Below are 3,028 nucleotides of genomic sequence, written 5' to 3'. Positions count from 1 at the left end.
CTATGTTTTTTGGAGCCAGCTCTATTTTTAAGCCTTGAAATAAGTTTCTAATAGCCGCTTTACTCGCTGAATATGCTTGCCCTGAAGGCAGACCTTGCCACCCAACGCTAGAACTCATACCTACCAAATACGCATTTTCAGATTCTTTTAATAGCGGTAAGGCCGCTTCAATTCCCCTTATCATAGTGAAATAGTTGGCCTCTATCATTCGTTCAAATGGGGCCGCTGAGAAATGATAAGCATCAACATATTCAGCCGTCCCTGCATTAAAAATAACGCAGTCTAACCCTCCCGCTGATGCTTTAATGTCAGCCACGATGTTTTTATTAACATCTGCAGATGTTAAATCGCCGGGCAAAATGGTTATTCTTTCCTTGCCGGAAAAGTTTTCGCTTAATTTTTCGGTATTTCTCGCGCTGACAAATACATGGGCACCTTTTTCATGCAGTTGATCAGCTAAACATCTCCCAATTCCGCTGGAAGCACCCGTAACCCATACTTTTTTACCGTTAAAATCGTAGACCATTAGAGCCTCCGTTTAATGAGTCTGATGATGTTTCTAATCAGCGGTATTTGCTCGTACAGCATCTGACCAGCATCATAGTAATCTCGGTGATAGTTTATTTGCTCTTCTTCGTTGGTTTTTAAGTGTGTTACACCAGGCACAATATAGGGCTTTCCCCCGTTCATTTTTGAATGGGCCAAGGTCATATCCCAGGTTATGAAATGACTGTTTTTATCCGATGTAACTTCTTCGAAATCAAAAGATATGGAGGAAACATTGTCATATAAACCTGCAAAATAAACCGTTAAATTATCGACCCCTTCAATTGTATGTAAGGGGTCGATAAAGGTAATATCTGCACTATAAAGGTCTGTTAATAACTCAAGATTATCTTTATTGAGCCGTTGGTAAATTTGAGTAAAGTCTTCAATTATCATCACTATTTCCTTTTAAATTCTTTTTGAACCTCAATCGGAATGGGTTTTAAATCCCAAACTAAGCCGCACCAACTCATTACTTTTAGCAGATAGAATGTCACATCAACTTCCCACCATTGGAAACCTTGCCGAGCGCTTCCTGGGTAAAAGTGATGGTTGTTATGCCAGCCTTCGCCGAGTGTGATAATTGCTAAGAGTGCGTTATTACGGCTGTCATCAGGTGTATCGAAACGTCGGCTACCGAAACAATGTGCCAGTGAATTTATCGTGTAAGTGCCGTGATATAAGGCAACTGTTGATATAAAGAAGCCCCATATAACCATTTGCGCGCCTGTTGTTTCCAGCTGAGGGTAATAGATTTCCATCAGAAAGCCGGCGCAATACAGGGTAACTATTAGTACCAAAGGTGCCGTTATATCGAATCGATCAAGCCACCTAAGTTCCGGGAACTTATTAAAGTCTTTCACCTTATCAGTTTTTGTTTGCAAGTTTTTGGGTGCTAAGAACCAAAGGCAATGACTCCAAATGAAGCCTTGTAACCGGGGTGAGTGTGGGTCACCTTCTTTATCAGAAGCCTGATGGTGAACTCTATGATGTGAGGCCCACCACAATGGGCCTCGTTGCGCCGCACTGGCTCCCATAAATGCAAAAAAGAATTGTATAAAACGTGACGTTTTAAACAATTTATGTGAAAAATATCGGTGGTAAAAACCAGTAATCGCAAACATTCTGACTAGATATAGAATGATTGCGCTCCACAGGGCAGCCCAGCTAAACCCGACCCAGACGACAGCAAATACCATTAAATGCATAAAAACGAATGGGGTAACCTGAGCCCAGCCCAATTTATTCGAGTCTTTAGTGGCAACTGAATCCAAACCGGATTGGTTATCGAACCATACAAGCATCGGTTTTAAGCGGTTTAGCAAACGCATTTATAACACTCCAGCCTCAATACAGTTTTCTAGCTTACTTGCATTTCGCTGAAGACTCTCGGTTTTTTGAATAACGATATCAATTCGGCCCAAATTAACACCCCATTTAGTTATTTCTGTAGAGCCCATAAGCGTCGAATCATCAACTAACGTTAACCAATCATCCATTTCGACAATATATTCAGAGTTATCAATGTTAATTTTCAGCTGATACTTCAAATTCAGGCTATCGCCAAATACTTCACCGTTTGCAATACCAATGACATCACCGGCCGTACCGGACCAACCTTCAGCTGTTTTATCAAACACCCAGTTACGTTCTTGGCGTTCTCCATCATCAAATAGAAAAACTTCTTCTAAGATAACTTGATTGGCAGAATGAAAGGCAACAATATCAGCTGCAAATTTTCGATTAATTTGACCATTTCTTGATTTCACTAAGCCTTTTGCGCAGAGGTTTCCTTGAAAAAAAGATTCAAACTTAAAACCAGGTGTTTTATCGCGGTAACGCTCGGCATCTATTGCGCAACCATTGATTAAAAAAACACTAAAGATCAAACACAGTACTTTCATCGACACCTCAAATTTCTGGGACATATTTACTTGTACGTAAAAAATTGCCAATTAGATTAAATTTATTTTTTTGATCCAAAAAAGCATATTTTTCGTAAAACAGTAAATAGGGCAGTGTATCGCTGTTCTATTTATCGATGTTTATAACACTTAGAGTTTAAAAAATATGAATGGGCAGGCGCAAAGACAAATAACCGAAAACTTAGTATATTGGTCAGCTCAAAGCACGCTTCTGCAACCAGTTTATTACTCTATGAACAAGCCCATCATCAGCAAGACGGAACAAGCAAAGCTGTGTAAACAATACATGCAGGCTATTGCCGTTAAGCAAGACAAGAATGCATACAAAAAACTGTATCTTTACTTTGCTCCTAAGGTCAAAACATTCTTCAAGCAACACACTAGTACCAGTGATGCTGAAGAAATGACCCATGAAGTGTTCATGCGTGTTTGGCAAAAAGCCAAAACATACCAAGCAGAAAAAGCAAACGTTTCAACATGGATTTTCACCATCGCTAGAAATTTAAAAATTGATGTACTAAGGCAAAAGAGAATTGCTGAAGTTAGCCTTGATGACT

At 39.7% G+C, this 3,028-nt stretch carries 5 protein-coding genes; 1 reads left to right on the top strand and 4 read right to left on the bottom strand.

Annotation, left to right across the window (positions count from 1 at the left end):
* The 4 genes from KUG63_RS06320 to KUG63_RS06305 form a co-directional block, all read right to left on the bottom strand.
* Positions 1–526, bottom strand: a 526-nt coding sequence (locus tag KUG63_RS06320; protein WP_287554447.1) for an SDR family NAD(P)-dependent oxidoreductase, incomplete at its 3' end; no start/stop codon positions are given.
* Positions 526–942 (bottom strand): nuclear transport factor 2 family protein, encoded by a 417-nt coding sequence (locus KUG63_RS06315; RefSeq protein WP_020161919.1) that lies wholly within the window; start codon positions 940–942, stop codon positions 526–528. The genes KUG63_RS06315 and KUG63_RS06320, both read right to left, overlap by 1 nt.
* Before the next feature lie 2 nt (positions 943–944).
* Positions 945–1,877 (bottom strand): acyl-CoA desaturase, encoded by a 933-nt coding sequence (locus tag KUG63_RS06310; protein ID WP_287554445.1) that lies wholly within the window; start codon positions 1,875–1,877, stop codon positions 945–947.
* Entirely contained in the window at positions 1,878–2,474 is a 597-nt protein-coding gene (locus KUG63_RS06305) for a DUF3833 family protein (RefSeq protein WP_287554444.1), read from the bottom strand.
* A gap of 229 nt (positions 2,475–2,703) precedes the next feature.
* Between KUG63_RS06305 and KUG63_RS06300 the strand changes: the two genes are divergently transcribed.
* Positions 2,704–3,028: sigma-70 family RNA polymerase sigma factor (locus KUG63_RS06300; protein ID WP_287554442.1), on the top strand; the 325-nt coding region annotated here is incomplete at its 3' end.

The sequence above is a fragment of the Cycloclasticus sp. genome (genome assembly GCF_019090545.1).
Lineage (GTDB): Bacteria > Pseudomonadota > Gammaproteobacteria > Methylococcales > Cycloclasticaceae > Cycloclasticus > Cycloclasticus pugetii.
This window is presented reverse-complemented; position numbering and strand designations above follow the sequence as displayed.